Raw genomic sequence first — 16,737 nt, 5'->3', positions numbered from 1 at the left:
TCGGCCGCGCGCATGGCTCAAGCGCCGGCTCCTATCCGGTTGGCTTGCCAATGTATAGCACAATCGCCGGCGGTCAGGCGCCCCAGCCACCGCCACCGGGGGTGAACATGCCGAACACTGCCCCGGCGGGCAGATCGATTTCGTCGTTGCCTTTCAGATCGACGCGCGTGCCATCAGGCAGCTCGGCCCAGTTCACTCCGACCGCCCCCGGCGCACCGCCATCGACTCCAAAGGGAGGGATTTTGCGATGCGAACACAGGGTGGTAACGGTAACAGGCGCAAGAAACCGCATCATCCGTGTGGCCCCATTGCCCCCATGCCAACGCCCGGCCCCTCCCGAGCCCGCACGAATTCCGAACTCATCAAGCCGCACCGGAAAGCGTTTTTCCAGAATTTCGGGGTCAGTCATGCGTGTGTTGGTCATGTGGGTCTGGATTGCGTCGCACCCGTCAAACCCCGGCCCGGCCCCGGTACCCCCCGCGATGGTTTCGTAATTTTGGAAATCGTCATTGCCCCAGACAAAATTATTCATCGTCGCCTGACTGCCCGCGATGACATGCAGTGCACCGTACAGCGCGTTGCACATGGCCTGACTGACCTCGGTATTGCCGGCAATCACCGCCGCCGGATAGGCCGGGTTCAGCATGGTGCCCTGCGGCGCAATGATGCGCAGCGGATGCAGGCAGCCCTCGTTCAGCGGAATGATGGTGCCCACCAGCGTCCGGAACACGTACAGCACAACCGCCCGGCAAATCGCATAGGGCGCGTTATAGTTGCCGCGGTGCTGGGCTGAGGTGCCGGTGAAATCGATCACCGCCTCTCGCGCCTCTTGATCAACGGTGACCCTGACGCGGATCTCGGCACCATGGTCCATGGGATAGGTGAACTCGCCTCCGGGCAGTTGCCCCAGGACCCGGCGCACACTTTCTTCGGCATTGTCCTGAACATGGCCCATATAGGCCGTGACCACATCAAGCCCATAATGCGCGGCGATCTGCAGCAACGCCTGTCGCCCGGTTTCGTTTGCCGCCACCTGCGCCTTGAGATCGGCCATGTTTTGCGGGATGTTGCGACAGGGATATTTGCCCGATCCCAGCACCTGTTCCGCCGTTTCTTGCTGAAACTCACCGCGCGCGACAAGACGCACGTTGTCGATCAGAACGCCTTCTTGGTCGATATGGGTGCTATCGGGTGGGGCGCTACCGGGGGTACGCCCGCCGATATCCGCATGATGACCCCGGCTGCCCAACCAGAACACAGGCTTGCCATCGGCAAACACCGGCGTGATCACGGTCACATCAGGCAGATGGGTGCCGCCGTTATAGGGCGAATTCAGCATAAAGGCGTCACCCTCGTGAATATCGCCCGCGTTCTCGCGCATCACGGTTTTCACGCTGTCGCTCATGCTGCCCAGATGCACCGGCACATGCGGGGCGTTGGCCACCAGGTCGCCGTTGACATCAAAAATCGCACAGGAAAAATCCAGCCGCTCCTTGATGTTCACAGACCACGAAGTATTGGCCAGCGTCGCGCCCATCTGATCGGCAACGGACATGAACAGATTTCCCATCACCTCGAGCAGTACGGGGTCGGCCTCGGTCCCGGCGGCAAGCCTGCGGGTTTTCACCTGGGTCCGTTCCAGAATCAGGTTGCCCAAATCGTCCAGCCGCGCGGCCCAGCCGGGTTCGACCACATTGGTGCCGGTGGCTTCGGCGATGATGGCCGGGCCGACAAGGGCTGCGTCCTGTGGCAAACCCTCGCGGCGAAACAGCGGCACCGTCTGCCATTCGCCGTCGCAGTACATCTCGATCTGGGCGCGCGGGGCGGGATCGTCGCCGAAAGGAGTCGCGCCGGGGGTCTGGCCGGTGTCCCCAATCGCTTCGACTGCAACCATTTCAAACAAGATCGCCCGCTCGGGCGAGACAAAACCAAACCGGTTTTTGTGTGCGGCCTCAAACGCCGATTGCATCTGTTCGCCGGTCCCGAACGGAACTTCAAGCGCCTGATGCGAACCGTCATATCGCAGATGCGCACGGCGGACGCACTGGATCCGGGCGGCCCCCTGTTCGCGCACTTCGTCCTCAGCCTCGTGCTGAATCTCGGACAATGCGGCGGCAGCGGTCTCGGTGTCTTGCAGCGGCGCATCCACCTGGACCTCGCGCAACGCGCGGATCTCGGCCAGCCCCATGCCATAGGCCGACAGCACCCCGGCATAGGGGTGGATGAACACCCGCGACATGCCCAATGCATCCGCCACGAGACAGGCGTGTTGTCCGCCCGCCCCGCCAAAGCACTGCAAAGCGTAGCCGGTCACGTCATGCCCGCGCTGCACACTGATCTTCTTGATCGCATTGGCCATGTTATCCACGGCGATCTGCAGAAATCCGGTGGCGATGTCTTCGGGTGCCCGAGGGTCTTCCCCTGTGTCCTGCGCAACCTCTTGGGCAAGTGCCGCAAACCGGACGCGCACAGTTTCGGCATCCAGCGGCTGATCTCCGTTCGGGCCAAATACATGTGGGAAATGATCGGGGTTCAGTTTGCCCAGCATGACATTGCAATCCGTCACCGTCAGCGGCCCGCCCCGGCGATAACAGGCCGGGCCGGGATCGGCCCCCGCACTTTGCGGGCCAACCTGAAACCGTCCCTCGGCAAACCGGCAGATCGATCCGCCCCCGGCGGCCACGGTGTGGATATCCATCATCGGCGCGCGCATCCGCACGCCCGCGACCTCGGTTTCAAAACTGCGCTCGTACGTGCCGGCATAGTGACTGACATCGGTCGAGGTGCCGCCCATGTCAAAGCCGATCAGCCGGTTGTGTCCGGCAACCTCGGCGGTCTTGACCATGCCGACGATACCGCCCGCGGGACCGGACAGGATTGCATCCTTGCCCTGAAACAGCCGCGCATCGGTCAGCCCGCCGCTGGATTGCATGAACAGCAGGCGATCGCAGGCCCGGCCCATATCGAGCGCACCAGCAACCTGGTCGACATAGCGCCGCAAAATCGGCGACAAATAGGCGTCGACCACGGTGGTGTCGCCCCGCCCGACCAGTTTGGCCAGTTTGCTGACCTCGTGACTGGCAGAAATCTGGGTGAACCCGATCTCGCGCGCCACTTGGGCGACGCGCTGTTCGTGCACCGGGTTCAGATAGGCATGCAGCCCGACAATGGCGACCGCCCGCAACCCGCTGTCAAAAGCCGATTGCAACGCCACGCGAACCAGACTTTCGTCCAGCGGGCGCACGACCCCGCCATCGGCATCCAGCCGTTCGTCCATTTCGACCACGCTCTGATACAGCAGTTCAGGTCGGACGATATGCAGGTCGAACAACCGCGGGCGGGTCTGATAGCCGATTTGCAAAAGGTCCCGGAAACCCTTGGTAATCAGCAGCAGGACCGGTTCGCCCTTGCGTTCCAGCAGCGCATTGGTCGCCACCGTCGTGCCCATCTTGACGGCGTTGATAGCGCCCTCGGGAAACCCTTTGCCTGCCCCCATGACTTCGCGGATGCCCTGCACAGCGGCGTCGGCATACCGCTCGGGGTTCTCGGACAACAGCTTGTGCGTGACCAGAGCGCCATCGGGTTTGCGCGCGACCACATCGGTAAATGTGCCCCCCCGGTCGATCCAGAATTCCCACTGTCCGCTCATGGCACCCTCCGTCCGCGTCCGACGCAAGCCTTTGCGGTGCAGGGCGTGGATGTCAATCGGCAGCGTCTGGTTGCGCATCAATCGGGTGGCAGAATCGGTGCGGGACATGCTAAGTATTGCGGTATGGTACAGGCAAACCCCAATATCGGCGAACACCACCCAATCATCCGCCAGTTGGACGAGGCCGCGATCAATCGTATCGCGGCGGGCGAAGTTGTGGAACGCCCCGCCTCGGCGGTCAAGGAACTGGTGGAAAACGCCATCGATGCCGGGGCAACGCGCATCGGCGTGGACATCGCCGATGGCGGCAAGATACTGATCCGGGTCACGGATGACGGCTGTGGAATCACGGCCGATGAGCTCCCCCTGGCTTTGTCACGCCATGCGACATCGAAAATCGACGGTTCGGACCTGCTGAATATTCACACCTTTGGATTTCGTGGCGAGGCCCTGCCCTCGCTGGGGGCTGTCGGGCGGCTGACCATCACCAGCCGGGTTGCCGGGGCTGACGCTGCCAGCATCCGGGTCGCCGCAGGACAGACCGGCCCTGTCAAGCCGGCGGCGCTGAGCGCGGGAACGGTCGTCGATCTGCGCGATTTGTTCTATGCCACGCCCGCACGGTTGAAATTCATGCGCACCGACCGCGCCGAAGCACAGGCGATCACCGATGTGGTCAAGCGGCTGGCCATGGCAGAGCCGGCCATCGGGTTCACTCTGCGCGATGTCAGCGGCGGTGGCGAAGGCCGCGTTGTGTTTCGCTCGGACCCGGAGAACGGCGATCTGTTCGATGCGCTGCACAAGCGGTTGGGGCGCATCCTGGGTCGCGACTTTGCCGATAACGCACTGCGCATCGACGCCACCCGTGACGGTATTCGCCTGTTTGGCTATGCCGCCCTTCCAACCTATTCGCGGGGCGCGGCGGTGGCGCAATATCTGTTCGTCAACGGACGTCCCGTGCGTGACAAGATGTTGGGCGGGGCCCTGCGGGCAGCCTATTTCGATTTCCTGTCCCGCGACCGGCACCCGGCGGCAGCGCTGTTTCTGGATTGTGACCCCACGCTGGTGGACGTGAACGTGCATCCGGCCAAATCCGAGGTTAGGTTTCGCGATCCGGGCATTGCGCGGGGACTGATCGTTTCGGCCCTGCGTCATGCCCTGGCCGAGGCCGGGCATCGCGCCTCCAGCACCGTGGCCAATGCGACATTGGGCGCAATGACGCCCGAACCCACCGGCGCGCGGGTCTATCAGATGGACCGCCCGTCATCAGGCGCACGCGCAACGTCCTACGTGGCGCAATCGCCCGGCTTTGCCGAATTCAACGGGGGCTTTGGCGCGCGGGTGGTCGAGGTGGCGCAAGATCCGCAATCGGATGAACCTGCCCCCGAAACCCTGCCTCTGGGTGCCGCGCGTGGTCAGGTCCACGAGAATTACATCATCGCACAGACCGCAACCGGCATGGTGATCGTCGATCAGCACGCGGCGCATGAACGGCTGGTTTATGAAAAGCTGAAACGCCAGATGGCCGAAAACGGGGTGGCCGCACAGGCATTGCTGATCCCCGAAATCGTGGAGCTGTCTGCCGGTGAAGCGGCACAGTTGATGGAGATCGCCAGCGACCTGACCCGACTGGGCCTGACCATTGAACCCTTTGGCGGTGGGGCCATCGCGGTGCGCGAAACCCCGGCGATTCTGGGCGAGGTCGATGCCCAGGCGATGATCCGCGACATCCTGGACGAACTCGCGGATCTGGGCAGCAGCCAGACCGTGCAGGCCCGGATCGAGGCGATCCTGTCCCGCGTTGCCTGTCACGGCTCGATCCGTTCGGGTCGCAGGATGCGCGCCGAAGAGATGAACGCCCTGCTGCGCGACATGGAGGCCACGCCGCATTCCGGCCAGTGCAACCATGGGCGGCCAACCTATGTCGAATTGAAGCTGGCCGATATCGAACGGCTGTTCGGACGCACATGATACAGATCGGCGACACCGCTTTTGTGCTGGACGATCCGATGGTGCTGCTGGGGGCGGGGCTGATCCTGCTGGTTCTGGCCCTGCTGGTTCTGTCGTTGCGCGCTTCGGCGCGGTCCGCCCGCAATCTGGAACCCCTGGCGCGGCAGATGTCGCTGTTGGGCCAGAACCTGCAGCAGCTGAGCATGGGGCAAGAGCAACTGCGAGGCGGGTTGCAGCATGTGTCCGATGCCCAGGCCAATGCGCAGGTCCATTTGGTCCAGACCGTCGAAACCCGCCTGGCCGACGTGCAGCAGCAGATGAACGACCGGCTGGCCGACAACATGATGCGCCAGAACCGTGCCCTGACCGAAATGCAGGAGCGGATGAAGGAAACCCTTCACGGCAGCAGCAAGCAAACCGCGACCTCGCTGACCCAGTTGCAGGAGCGGCTGGCGACCATCGACAAGGCGCAGGACAATATCACCAAGCTTTCGGGCGACGTGCTGAGTTTGCAAGATATCCTGAGCAACAAGCAGACGCGCGGGGCCTTTGGCGAAATCCAGCTGAACGATATCGTGTCCAAGGCGCTGCCCAAGGACAGCTATCAGCTGCAGGCGACGCTTTCCAACGGCAAACGCGCCGATTGCCTGATCCGCCTGCCCAATCCGCCCGGTCCCATCGTCATCGACAGCAAATTCCCGCTTGAGGCCTATGAGGCGCTGCGCCGGGCCGAGACGCAATCGCAAGTGACCGAGGCATCGCGGATGATGCGCGTGGCCGTGCGCGCCCATATCAAGGCGATTTCCGAACGCTATATCATCGAGGGTGAAACCGCCGACGGGGCGCTGATGTTCCTGCCCTCCGAAGCGGTCTATGCCGAGTTGCACGCCAATTTCCCCGAGGTTGTCCGCGACGGGTTCGAGGCAAGGGTCTGGATCGTATCCCCGACCACCTGCATGGCGACGCTGAACACCATGCGCGCGATCCTGAAAGATGCCCGGATGCGCGAACAGGCCGGTGCGATCCGTAAGGAACTTGGCCTGTTGCACAAGGATGTCGACCGGCTCGGTGATCGGGTTGTCAACCTGGACCGGCATTTCGGCCAGGCGGCCAAGGACATCGCCGAAATCAAGGTCAGCGCCGACAAGGCCGGACGGCGCGCACTGCGGCTGGACAATTTCGATTTCGAAGACTTGCAGGAAGACGACGCCCGGAATGTGGTTGCCCTGGGCAAACGCGACGCCTGAGCCATTCGGCGTCGATCCGCAATGCCGCAGGTGCCGAATTGCGCAAGATCAAAGACACTGACCCTGCACCCGTTATCTGTTACCGTGCAAGGCATGCGAACAGGAGGGCAAAGGATGCTGGAAATTTCCCCGCGCAAGGTGGCTCAGGTCATTCTGATGGGGCGCGAATTACACCGGGCCGAGGGCGAATTGCGCGCCTTCATCGACCGGCTCAGCGAGGACGAACAAGCCGAGCTGGTCGCGATCATGTGGGTCGGTCGCGAAAGCTTTGATGTGGACGATCTGGCCGAGGCCATCGCCACAGCCAAGGCCGAAGCTTCGGTCCCCTGCGCGGACTACATTCTGGGAACGCCTCACATGACCGACCACCTGGAAAACGGGCTGGACGCCTTGGGCATCTCGGCAACCGATGTAGAAGACGAACTGATGTAGCCCTCTTGCGACCGCAGCCCGCGACCAGGCGATGCAACTTGCATCGCGACAGCGTGCATTGCACCCGGAGCGGCTTGATGGTTAACAGGGCAAATATGCGGAAGGCGACCATCCCCGCCTTGCAGTTTTCCGAGGGTCATCATGTCAGCCGCCAACCAGGACAGCCTACGCGGTTTTGCCTTTGCCGTCACAGCCTATGTGCTTTGGGGTTTTCTTCCGATTTATATGAAGGCACTGGCGCATATTCCACCAAGCGAGGTCATCGCACATCGGGTGATCTGGTCGGTACCCGTCGCCGGGGCAGTGCTGTGGCTGACCGGACGCACCCAGGATCTGAGGATCGCCCTGACGTCGCCCCGGATGCTGGGCATGGCGATTGTAACCGCGACGCTGATCTCACTGAACTGGGGAATCTATGTCTGGTCGATTGCTGCGGGGCATACGCTGGACGCGGCACTGGGCTATTACATCAACCCCTTGTTCAGCATTTTCCTTGGTGCCGTCCTGCTGCGCGAACGGCTGAGCCCGGCACAGATTGCCGCGATTGTTGTGGCCGCCGCTGCGGTGGCGGTACTGACGTGGCAGGCTGGCAAGCTACCTGTTGCCGCCGTGGCCCTGACGCTGACCTGGGGAGGCTATGCATTTCTCAAAAAATGGCTTCCGATCGGCCCCAATCAGGGTTTCACGCTTGAGGTGCTGTTGCTGTTGCCACCGGCGCTGGCCTATGTGGCCTGGCTGGTTGCAACCGGGCAGAACCACATGTTGGTCGGCAATGCCACCGACAGTTGGTTGTTGTTCGGGTGTGGCCTTGTCACCGCTGCACCGCTGATGATCTATGCTAACGGTGCAAAATTGCTGCGCCTGTCGACCATCGGGCTCCTGCAATACATCGCCCCGACCATGATCTTCCTTACGGCTGTCTTCGTGTTCGGCGAAGAGTTCGGACCCGCGCGGATGATTGCCTTTCCGATGATCTGGCTCTCGCTGATCATCTACACGGCATCAATGGTCCAGCAAAGCCGCCGCACGCGGCGCAAGGTCCCGGTGCCCAAGGTCCTGTAAAGGTCAGTCTTCGCCGCGCACGCGACCGCAATGGTATCGCGGCCACGACCGGCACAACGGGAAATGCAACGGCTCAACTGTTCCAGGACCCCATGCAGGTGCCGACAAGCTCTGTCAGTCCTGATCGCGGATGCAACATCGGGCCGATTTCCTGCCCCAGTAGTTGCTTACCCCATCCAATGCAGGCTGTCTTGGGTGCGTTTGGTTGTCGGCGTGTATTCCGCACCGACCCAGCCGGAATACCCGCTGGTGTCGATAGCGCTAAACAGTGCCGCAAAATCAACCGGCCCGGCCCCCGGTTCGCTGCGGCTTGGCGGGTTTCCGATTTGCACATGCGTCGATCGCGCACCGTATGTGCGCCAAACCTCGACCGCGTCACCGTGGATGACATGGGCATGATAACTGTCATATTGCAGGCCGACATTGGGGCGGTCCACCGCATCCAGAATCTTTGCGGCCAAATCGTAATCGTCCAGGAAATAGCCAGGCTGATCGCCCGGATTGAGCGGCTCAATGGTGAACCCCTGGGTCGGCTCCAAGTCCGCCGCCCATTTTAGATTGCGCACAAAGGTCTCTTCGGCTTCGGCGTTCTTGGTATAGCCGGCCATCACGTGGATCAGCATCGGCTTTAGCTGCTCGGCGTAGCGCAGCACCCGGCGGATATCGTGCTGAAACCGTCCTTCACCGCCCGGAACCGCACCATACCCGGGTGTCCCGCCGGTATAGTTTGGCGGCGGCGCATTGATCAGCACCAGGTCCAACCCGTTGCGCAACAACGCGCGCTGCGTCTCCTTGGCCGGGATATCATAGGGAAACAAGATCTCGACCGCCGCGAACCCCGCCTGAGCCGCAGCGTCGAACCGATCCAGATAAGGCAATTCCGTAAACAGCAGAGACAGGTTGGCTGCAAATCTGGGCATAATATCTCACTCTTTAAATATGTCGGCGACTCTATCCCGCCGGACCTAGTGGTGCCAAGGTCAGGAAATCCGGACAATACCGAAAATTGACGCGGTTTGCCGCGATATCCGACCCTGGCTGAGAATCCGATCGGGGCCCGGCTCAGGTCTCTTCCAAATCATGCGAGGGGATTATCGCAAAGAACTGCCCCCCCGACCACACCCCAAACCAGCCGTCCTTATGCACGCCCAATTCGACCAGCCGATAAAAACTTTTGCGGTCGATCAGAGCCTCGAGTTCGGCGCGGATCAGGACATAGGGCGACGGCTCGCCGGTCTCGGGGTCCCTTTCAACGCGGATCGGGCGGTCTGGCCCGGCCGCAGCCGTGTCACCGACATGGGTGGTAAAAGTCAGCACCTGCCGCTGTCCCTCGCCCTCAGATTCGAAATCGACCGCCACAAACGGCGCATCATCCACGGTAATGCCGACCTTTTCCACCGGAGTGACCAGGAAATACTTGCCATCCTCTTTCTTCAGGATCGACGAGAACAGCCGCACCAGTTCGAACCGGCCAATAGGTGTTCCCAGATAGAACCAGGTGCCATCCCGCGCAATGCGCATGTCCAGATCGCCGCAGAACGGCGGGTTCCACAGATGCACCGGTGGTAGCCCACGCCCCTTGCTTGCCCGTACCGATGCGGCGATCCCCTCGGCCGATGGGGTAACAGCTTTTTGTCCGCTCATTGCTTTTGCCATTTCCTCTGCGCACGATACACTTACATTGGAAGTATAAGCCCCTTGAAAGGAATGTCATGTCCGATCCTGCCGATCTGGTCGCCGAGATTGAGGCGCTCGCAGACAAGTTGGCGCTGGCCCGCGCGTCGATCACCCGCCGGTTCATCGGCCAGACCCGCGTCGTCGACCTGACTTTGACGGCCCTGCTGTGCGGCGGGCACGGGTTGCTGATCGGCCTGCCTGGATTAGGCAAGACCCGGCTGATCGAAACCCTTTCGACGGTGATGGGACTGGATGGCAATCGCATCCAGTTCACCCCCGACCTGATGCCCGCCGACATTCTGGGCTCCGAAGTGCTGGACACCGCGGCCGACGGCACCCGCGCCTTTCGATTTGTACCCGGACCGATCTTTTGCCAGCTGTTGATGGCGGATGAAATCAACCGCGCCAGCCCGCGCACCCAGTCGGCCCTGTTGCAAGCGATGCAGGAACGCACCGTTACGGTCGCGGGCGAAGACCGGCCATTGGGCGATCTGTTTCATGTGCTGGCCACCCAGAACCCGATCGAACAGGAAGGAACCTATCCCCTGCCCGAGGCCCAGCTGGACCGGTTCCTGGTACAGATCGACGTCGACTATCCGGACCGCGACACCGAGCGTGACATCCTGATCGCCACCACCGGCGTCCACGAGGACCAGTCCCCCCGGGTGTTCAGCCGCGATGAATTGCTGGCCGCCCAGACCCTGCTGCGGCGCATGCCGGTGGGCGAGTCGGTGGTCGAGATGATTCTGGATCTGGTGCGCGCCTTCCGCCCCGAAGAATCCGAAGCGTCGGACCGGGTTCGCGAAACAGTCGCATGGGGTCCTGGACCGCGCGCGGCACAGGCGCTGATGTTGACGGTGCGTGCCCGCGCCTTGTTGCAGGGCCGACTGGTTCCCAATGCCGAAGACGTGATCGACATGGCCCGGCCGGTGCTGAGCCACCGCATGGCGTTGAACTTCGCTGCCCGTGCACGTGGTGACAATCTGGCCGATCTGATCGAAACCACCGCCACCGGCCTGAGTCGCACCGAGGCGGCCGCGTGACACCAACCCCGACCCTGCGCGAACGCTCCGAGGCCGAAGCCAGCCGCCTGCCGCCGCTTCTGGCGCGGGCGGAACAGTTGGCCGGTACCGTGCTTTTGGGGGAACATGGGCGCAGACGCGCCGGGTTGGGGGACGATTTCTGGCAGTACCGGCCGGCGCAGGCGGGCGACAGCAAGCGGTTGATCGACCATCGCCGCTCGGCCCGGGGGGATCAGCAGTTCGTGCGCGAACGCGAATGGCAGATCGCCCAGTCGGTGATGCTGTGGACAGATCAGGGCGCTTCGATGCGGTTTGCCTCGCAGGATGGCTTGCCGACCAAGGCCGATCGCGCCCGGTTGCTGAGCCTGGCCATCGCGATCCTGCTGGTGCGTGGCGGGGAACGGGTCGGGCTGACCGGTACCGCCCTGCCGCCCCGTCGCGGCAATGCCCAGATCCTGCGGCTGGCGGAGGCCCTGACCGTCGACATGGATCAGGATTACGCCGCACCCGAACACAGGGCGATGATCCCCCATGCACGAGCGGTGTTCGTGTCCGATTTTCTGGGTGACATCGCAGAGGTCGAACTGGCCCTGACCAAGGCCGCTGATCGTGGCGTACGCGGAATCCTACTGCAAATCCTCGATCCAAGCGAAGAACAGTTTCCCTTTCGCGGTCGCACCATATTCGAAAGCGTCGGGGGCACGCTGTCGCACGAGACGCTCAAGGCGGGCGATCTGCGCGACAGGTATCTGACCCGGCTGGCCGAACGCAAGGACCGGCTAGACCATCTTTGCCGTCTGACCGGCTGGCAACTGGGACTGCATCATACGTCGCAAAGCGCCCAGCCGGCCCTGTTGTGGCTGTATCGCGCGCTGGATCGGGGGCGGTCGTGACCGTTCTTGCCGGTATCGGTTTCGCGTCGCCGTGGCTGTTGCTGGGCCTGCTGGCCCTGCCGATTCTGTGGCTCATCCTGCGCGCCATTCCCCCTGCCCCAATTCGCAGGCGTTTTCCCGGCGTTGCCCTGTTGCTGGGGCTAAAGGATGACGAAAGCGTATCCGACCGCACGCCATGGTGGCTGCTCTTGCTGCGGATGCTGGCGGCGGCAGCGGTGATCGTCGGGCTTGCAGGGCCGGTTCTGAACCCGCAAAAGGCGCAGGATGGCGCCGGGCCGCTGTTGGTCCTGCTGGATGCCAGTTGGGCCGGGGCGACACGCTGGCCCGACACCAGAGAGTTTGTAGCGAAACATCTCTCCGAAGCGGGCCGGGCCGGACGTCCCGTATCGGTTCTGCGGTTGAGCGACCCCGAAACGCCGGTGTTTCAGGCCTCGGATGTCTGGCGCAGCCGATTGGCCGGGCTGACGCCCGCACCATGGCAACCCGGACGGGCGCAGATCGACGTGACGCTGGAGGCTTTGAAAACCATCGACCACGGCTTTGACACCCTTTGGATCAGCGATGGACTTGCGTATGATGCGCGCGACACGTTGCTATCCACGCTGGAAACGCGCGGTGCTGTTCGGGTGTTTCAAACCGGCAACGCGGTTCTGGGCCTCTCTCCCGCCCGGTTTGAAGATGGCGCAGTACAATTGACCGCGTATCGGTCGACCCCGGGATCGGAGCGCGAAATCGTCATTCTTGCGCAAGGACGAGACCCCGGTGGCACGATGCGGATTTTGGCATCGGTTCCCGCCCGCTTCACAGCCGGCCAGCGCACTGCACAAGCCACACTCTCGCTGCCATCCGAACTGCGCGCCCGCATTACACGGTTCGAGATTCAGGGTCAGCATTCCGCTGGCGCGCTCAGCTTGACCGATGACAGCCTGCGCCGCCGCGAAATCGCTTTGATCGCCGGACGCGAAGATCGCGAGGGGCTGGAGCTGCTGTCGCCACTGCATTACCTTGAACAGGCGTTGCTGCCCACTGCCGAACTGCTGGACGGTGCATTGCTGGACCTGCTTCCCGCCAATCCGGACGTGATCGTACTGGCCGATGTGGCAACCTTGTCGACCGCCGAAGAGAATGCGCTGGTCGAATGGATCGAGTTAGGCGGAATGCTCTTACGTTTTGCCGGGCCACGTCTGGCCGCCAGCGACATCGGCCGCGATACAGAGGATCCGCTGATGCCGGTGCGCCTGCGCGCGGGGGGGCGCAGCGTCGGCGGCGCGATGAGCTGGGGCGAACCCAAGGCGCTGGCCCCTTTTGCCGAGGGTTCGCCGTTTTTTGGACTGTCCTTGCCCGCCGATGTGACCGTCAGCGCCCAGGTGATGGCGCAGCCCGATCCAACGCTGGCCGACCGCGTGATCGCCGAACTGTCAGATGGCACGCCCCTGGTCACGCGCAAACCGCTCGGTCGGGGACAGGTGGTGCTGTTTCACGTCACGGCCAATGCCGAATGGTCCAGCCTGCCGCTGTCGGGCCTGTTTGTCGAAATGCTGGAACGGCTTGCGGTGTCCTCGACCGCAAAGGCACCGCAAGCCGGCGATCTGGCAGGCACGATCTGGACTCCGATGCAGGTGATGGACGGTTTCGGGTCGCTGTCGGACGCAAGCGCATTGCCTGGTGTCGACGGTGCCGACCTGGTCGATGCAGCGGTCGGACCCGGCCTGCGCCCCGGTCTGTACGCCAGTGAAGACCGGCGGCTGGCACGCAATGTCCTGACGGATGAGGCCGACCTGATCCCCGCGCTATGGCCCGACCGGATCCCGGTTCAAGGCCTTTCGGTCGAGCGGGAACGACCGTTGGGTGGTATCCTGCTAAGCTTGGCGATCATGCTGCTGGTGTTGGACGTAATTGCCTCTCTGGCACTGTCGGGGCGGCTGATACCGGGTCGGCTGTCCGCCGTGCTGGCGCTGGCTTTGCTGTCTGCCCACCCCGGACCGGCACATTCGCAGAACAGCGCCGACACTTTTGCCATTGACGCCACAAAAGAACTGGTGCTGGCCCATGTGCTGACGGGGGACAATGGCATCGACCGCGTTGCACAGGCCGGGCTGCGCGGCCTGTCGGACACCCTGTTCTTTCGCACCTCGGTAGAGCCCGCCGTTCCGATGGGTATCGATCTCGAGCGCGACGAGCTGTCGTTCTTTCCGCTGCTCTACTGGCCAATCACCCCGGATCAGCCAATCCCCTCCGCCGAGGCCTATGGGCGGCTGAACGAATACCTGCGTTCGGGGGGGGTGATCCTGTTCGACACCCGCGACGCCGACATTGCCGGTTTTGGCACCGCCAGCCCGAACGGACGCAGGCTGCAGCAGCTGGCCGCGCCGCTTGATATACCGCCGCTGGAACCCCTGCCCGCCGATCACGTTCTGACCCGCACCTTTTACCTGTTGCAGGACTTTCCCGGCCGCCATGGCAGACGCGAGGTTTGGGTCGAGGCCGCACCACCGGATGCCGAACACATCGAGGGGATGCCGTTTCGCAATCTCAACGACGGGGTGACGCCGGTGGTGATCGGCGGCAATGACTGGGCTGCGGCCTGGGCCGTGGATGACAATGGCCGCCCGATGGTGCCGGTCGGACGCGGCTTTGCAGGTGAGCGGCAGCGCGAACTGGCCTATCGTTTCGGGGTCAACCTGGTGATGCATGTGCTGACCGGGAATTACAAATCCGATCAGGTACACGTGCCTGCGTTGCTCGACAGGTTGGGCCAATGACCGGAACCGTGATCTTTGATCCGCTGATCCCCTGGCCCCTGATTACCGCGCTGGCGGTGCTGGCGTTTGCGGGTGCGGCGCTGGCCCTGTGGCGCGGGTTGTCAGGGTGGGCGCTGCGCGCACTGGCGGCACTGGTTCTGCTGGGGGCCTTGGCCGGGCCTGTCTATCAGGTCGAGGACCGTGCCCCGCTGACCGACATTGTGATCCTGCTGGAAGACGAAAGCGCCAGCCAGACTCTGTCGGACCGCTCCGATCAGAGGACCGCGGCCGCTCAAACCCTTGCCGCAGAGATCGCAACGCGAGCCAATACCGAACTGCGCCGTGTCACCATACCCGATGGTGACGGCGATGCCGGAACAGAGTTGATGAGCGCTCTGTCCGCAGTGCTGGCCGAAGAACCTCGCGCCCGCATCGCCGGAATCATCGCGCTGAGCGATGGGCAGGTACACGACATCGACCGCGCGCCAGACCTGCCGGCCCCATTGCATCTGTTATTGACCGGGCTTGACTCCGACTGGGACAGACGGCTGATCGTGCGCAACGCCCCGGCCTTTGCCATCATTGGCGAGTCCGTGGTCCTGACCCTGCGAATCGAGGACAGCGGCGCGGTGCCCCAGGCCGCCGCGACCGCTCCGCTGCAAATTTCGGTCGACGGTGGCGCGGCACAGACCTTCGATGTGCCGGTCGGCCAGGATATTGAACTGCCGGTCACCTTGCCCCACGGCGGGCGCAACGTCATTCAGTTCACAGTGCCCAAAGCCGAGGGCGAGATCACGGATCGCAACAACAGCGCGCTGATTCAGATGAACGGCGTGCGTGACCGGCTGCGGGTGTTGCTGGTTTCAGGCGAGCCGCATCCAGGTGGGCGTACCTGGCGCAACCTGCTGAAATCGGACAGTTCGGTGGATCTGGTGCATTTTACCATCCTGCGGCCGCCTGAAAAACAGGATGGCGTACCGGTCGGCGAACTGTCTCTGATCGCCTTTCCGACACGCGAATTGTTTCTGGAAAAGATCGAGGATTTCGACCTCATCATCTTTGATCGCTACAAACGCAGGGGCATCCTACCCGCGATCTATCTGGACAACGTGGCGAATTACGTGACCAACGGCGGCGCGGTTCTGGTCGCGGCGGGGCCGGATTTTGCCGGGGCTGACAGCATCTATCGCTCGCCCCTTGCCCCGGTGTTGCCAGCCCAACCCAGCGCCCGTGTGATCGAGGAAAAATTTCGCCCCAAGGTGACGGATCAGGGCAAGCGTCATCCCGTCACCGCCGATCTGCAAGGGGACGAAACCTGGGGATCGTGGTTGCGCCAGATCGACGTGACACCGCAATCCGGGTCCGTTTTGATGTCGGGCGTCGACGACCGCCCCCTGTTGATTCTGGATCGGGTCGGTGAGGGCCGCGTTGCCTTGCTGGCGTCGGATCACGCGTGGTTGTGGAACCGGGGCTACGAAGGCGGCGGGCCGCAACTGGAGTTGCTGCGGCGGCTGGCCCACTGGATGATGAAAGAACCCGAACTTGAAGAAGAAGCGCTGTGGGGCGATGCCACCGGTCAGACCATGCGCATTATTCGGCGCACGCTAGAGGATGAAATCGGGCCGGTGACGATTACCAATCCGGACGGATCGACCGACGAAATCACGCTGCAGGAAGTGTCTCCGGGGCGTTTCGAAGCGCTGTACGATGGCCCCGAGATCGGCCTGTATCGTCTGGCCGAAGGAGAGCATGAGACGGTGATCGGCCTAGGCCCCCCAGCCCCGCGTGAATTCGAGGACACCATCGCCTCGGGCGACCTGCTGAAACCGGTGATCGAGTCGATGCGCGGAGGCGTGTTCCGGCTGGAGCACGGATTGCCCGGCCTGCGCGATATACGCGAGGGCCGTCCCGCTGCGGGGCGCGGCTGGATCGGGCTGACGCCGCGCGGTGCCTATGAAACCCGTGATGTGACCCAATCGCCCCTGTTGCCGGCGTGGCTGGTTCTCGTTCTGGCGTCGGCTCTGATTGTTGGCGGTTGGCTGCGCGAGGGCCGCCGATAACACCGGT

General features: G+C 63.1%; 11 protein-coding genes. 8 read left to right on the top strand and 3 right to left on the bottom strand.

What is annotated here, in order from left to right:
• Positions 1-73 precede the first annotated feature (73 nt).
• Positions 74-3,649: a hydantoinase B/oxoprolinase family protein gene (locus tag NANH_RS0117195; protein ID WP_027263166.1), complete on the bottom strand. Its 3,576-nt coding sequence runs from the start codon at positions 3,647-3,649 to the stop codon at positions 74-76.
• Positions 3,650-3,772: 123 nt separating this feature from the next.
• On the opposite strand from NANH_RS0117195, the gene mutL reads away from it, so the two are divergent.
• The 4 genes from mutL to rarD all read left to right on the top strand — a co-directional run bounded on the left by mutL (position 3,773) and on the right by rarD (position 8,337).
• Complete coding sequence (mutL, locus tag NANH_RS0117190) at positions 3,773-5,617, top strand: DNA mismatch repair endonuclease MutL (RefSeq protein WP_027263165.1); 1,845 nt, start codon at positions 3,773-3,775, stop codon at positions 5,615-5,617.
• A complete protein-coding gene (locus NANH_RS0117185; protein WP_027263164.1) occupies positions 5,614-6,843 on the top strand; it encodes a DNA recombination protein RmuC in 1,230 nt (409 codons plus the stop codon). The genes mutL and NANH_RS0117185 overlap by 4 nt, the downstream gene beginning before the upstream one ends.
• Positions 6,844-6,957: 114 nt before the next feature.
• Positions 6,958-7,275, top strand: a complete 318-nt coding sequence (locus NANH_RS0117180) for a DUF3775 domain-containing protein (protein WP_027263163.1) — start codon at positions 6,958-6,960, stop codon at positions 7,273-7,275.
• 141 nt (positions 7,276-7,416) lie between these two features.
• Positions 7,417-8,337 carry an EamA family transporter RarD gene (rarD, locus tag NANH_RS0117175; protein WP_027263162.1) on the top strand — a complete coding sequence of 307 codons (921 nt, stop codon included), beginning with the start codon at positions 7,417-7,419 and terminating at the stop codon, positions 8,335-8,337.
• A 167-nt stretch (positions 8,338-8,504) separates the two neighbouring features.
• Here rarD and NANH_RS0117170 read toward each other — a convergent pair whose 3' ends face one another.
• On the bottom strand, positions 8,505-9,257 hold the full coding sequence (locus NANH_RS0117170; protein WP_027263161.1) for a hydroxypyruvate isomerase family protein: 753 nt from the start codon (positions 9,255-9,257) through the stop codon (positions 8,505-8,507).
• Between the two features lie 142 nt (positions 9,258-9,399).
• Positions 9,400-9,981 (bottom strand): DUF1285 domain-containing protein, encoded by a 582-nt coding sequence (locus tag NANH_RS0117165; RefSeq protein WP_027263160.1) that lies wholly within the window; start codon positions 9,979-9,981, stop codon positions 9,400-9,402.
• Positions 9,982-10,049: 68 nt separating this feature from the next.
• Here NANH_RS0117165 and NANH_RS0117160 point away from each other — a divergent pair, with 68 nt between their 5' ends.
• From NANH_RS0117160 to NANH_RS0117145, 4 genes are read left to right on the top strand one after another with little or no spacing between them, the layout of a single operon-like run.
• Entirely contained in the window at positions 10,050-11,057 is a 1,008-nt protein-coding gene (locus NANH_RS0117160; protein ID WP_027263159.1) for an AAA family ATPase, read from the top strand.
• Positions 11,054-11,929, top strand: a complete 876-nt coding sequence (locus tag NANH_RS0117155; RefSeq protein ID WP_027263158.1) for a DUF58 domain-containing protein — start codon at positions 11,054-11,056, stop codon at positions 11,927-11,929. The genes NANH_RS0117160 and NANH_RS0117155 overlap by 4 nt, the downstream gene beginning before the upstream one ends.
• Positions 11,926-14,691, top strand: coding sequence for a DUF4159 domain-containing protein (locus NANH_RS0117150; protein WP_027263157.1), 2,766 nt, complete (start codon positions 11,926-11,928; stop codon positions 14,689-14,691). The genes NANH_RS0117155 and NANH_RS0117150 overlap by 4 nt, the downstream gene beginning before the upstream one ends.
• On the top strand, positions 14,688-16,730 hold the full coding sequence (locus NANH_RS0117145; protein ID WP_027263156.1) for a DUF7408 domain-containing protein: 2,043 nt from the start codon (positions 14,688-14,690) through the stop codon (positions 16,728-16,730). Before NANH_RS0117150 ends, NANH_RS0117145 begins: the two co-directional genes overlap by 4 nt.
• The last annotated feature ends 7 nt before the right edge of the window (positions 16,731-16,737 follow it).

The organism is Sedimentitalea nanhaiensis DSM 24252, from assembly GCF_000473225.1.
Taxonomy (GTDB): Bacteria; Pseudomonadota; Alphaproteobacteria; order Rhodobacterales; family Rhodobacteraceae; genus Sedimentitalea; species Sedimentitalea nanhaiensis.
Note: the sequence above shows the minus strand (reverse complement) of the source record. Positions and strands in the feature narration are given on the sequence as shown.

Excerpts from the sequence above, each read along its gene's own strand:
- NANH_RS0117195 (WP_027263166.1), bottom strand. The coding sequence starts at position 3,649 with ATGAGCGGACAGTGGGAATTCTGGATCGACCGGGGGGGCACATTTACC.
- mutL (WP_027263165.1), top strand. The coding sequence starts at position 3,773 with ATGGTACAGGCAAACCCCAATATCGGCGAACACCACCCAATCATCCGC.
- NANH_RS0117185 (WP_027263164.1), top strand. The coding sequence starts at position 5,614 with ATGATACAGATCGGCGACACCGCTTTTGTGCTGGACGATCCGATGGTG.
- NANH_RS0117180 (WP_027263163.1), top strand. The coding sequence starts at position 6,958 with ATGCTGGAAATTTCCCCGCGCAAGGTGGCTCAGGTCATTCTGATGGGG.
- rarD (WP_027263162.1), top strand. The coding sequence starts at position 7,417 with ATGTCAGCCGCCAACCAGGACAGCCTACGCGGTTTTGCCTTTGCCGTC.
- NANH_RS0117170 (WP_027263161.1), bottom strand. The coding sequence starts at position 9,257 with ATGCCCAGATTTGCAGCCAACCTGTCTCTGCTGTTTACGGAATTGCCT.
- NANH_RS0117165 (WP_027263160.1), bottom strand. The coding sequence starts at position 9,981 with ATGAGCGGACAAAAAGCTGTTACCCCATCGGCCGAGGGGATCGCCGCA.
- NANH_RS0117160 (WP_027263159.1), top strand. The coding sequence starts at position 10,050 with ATGTCCGATCCTGCCGATCTGGTCGCCGAGATTGAGGCGCTCGCAGAC.
- NANH_RS0117145 (WP_027263156.1), top strand. The coding sequence starts at position 14,688 with ATGACCGGAACCGTGATCTTTGATCCGCTGATCCCCTGGCCCCTGATT.